The 905-nt window shown below is 67.6% G+C and carries 1 protein-coding gene and 1 pseudogene; one reads left to right on the top strand and one right to left on the bottom strand.

What is annotated here, in order from left to right:
* Positions 1-48: 48 nt before the first annotated feature.
* Positions 49-93 (top strand): annotated as a pseudogene (locus tag BFF76_RS34685) (hypothetical protein); the annotation flags it as partial.
* A gap of 74 nt (positions 94-167) precedes the next feature.
* On the opposite strand, the gene BFF76_RS17235 reads toward BFF76_RS34685, so the two are convergent.
* Positions 168-905: ketoacyl-synthetase C-terminal extension domain-containing protein (locus BFF76_RS17235; protein WP_420877215.1), on the bottom strand; the 738-nt coding region annotated here is incomplete at its 5' end.

The following is a 905-nucleotide window of genomic DNA, read 5'->3' as shown; positions in this document are numbered from 1 at the left end:
ACGTACGGCCAGGACCGCCCCGAAGGCCGTCCGTTGCTGCTGGGTTCGGTGAAGTCGAACATTGGTCATACCCAGGCCGCTGCCGGTGTTGCGGGTGTCATGAAGATGGTGCTTGCGATGCGGCACGGGGTGGTGCCGCCGACGTTGCATGTGGATGAGCCGAGTAGTCATGTCGACTGGGCTTCGGGTGCTGTGGAGCTGGCGACGGAGAGGGTTGCGTGGCCCGGGCAGGGGGTGCCAGCTTCCCGCGGCGCCTCCTCCAGGATGACGTGGGCGTTCGTACCACTGATCCCGAAGGACGACACACCCGCACGCCGCACCCCCTGCCCGGGCCACGCAACCCTCTCCGTCGCCAGCTCCACAGCACCCGAAGCCCAGTCGACATGACTACTCGGCTCATCCACATGCAACGTCGGCGGCACCACCCCGTGCCGCATCGCAAGCACCATCTTCATGACACCCGCAACACCGGCAGCGGCCTGGGTATGACCAATGTTCGACTTCACCGAACCCAGCAGCAACGGACGGCCTTCGGGGCGGTCCTGGCCGTACGTCGCAAGCAACGCCTGCGCCTCGATCGGGTCACCCAGGGACGTACCCGTCCCATGCGCCTCCACCACATCCACGTCGGACGCCGCAAGACCCGCGCTCGTCAACGCCTCGCGGATCACGCGCTGCTGCGACGGACCGTTCGGCGCCGTCATACCATTCGACGCACCGTCCTGATTGACGGCGGTCCCCCGCACCACGGCGAGAACACGGTGACCGTTGCGGCGGGCATCGGACAGCCGCTCCACAAGGAGCATGCCCGCGCCCTCGCCCCAGGCGGTGCCGTCGGCACCCTCGGCGAACGCCTTGCACCGACCATCAGCGGCAAGACCACCCTGCTTGCCGAACTCCGCGAA

The sequence above is a fragment of the Streptomyces mutomycini genome (genome assembly GCF_001700505.1).
GTDB classification, from domain to species: domain Bacteria; phylum Actinomycetota; class Actinomycetes; order Streptomycetales; family Streptomycetaceae; genus Streptomyces; species Streptomyces mutomycini.
Note: the sequence above shows the minus strand (reverse complement) of the source record. Positions and strands in the feature narration are given on the sequence as shown.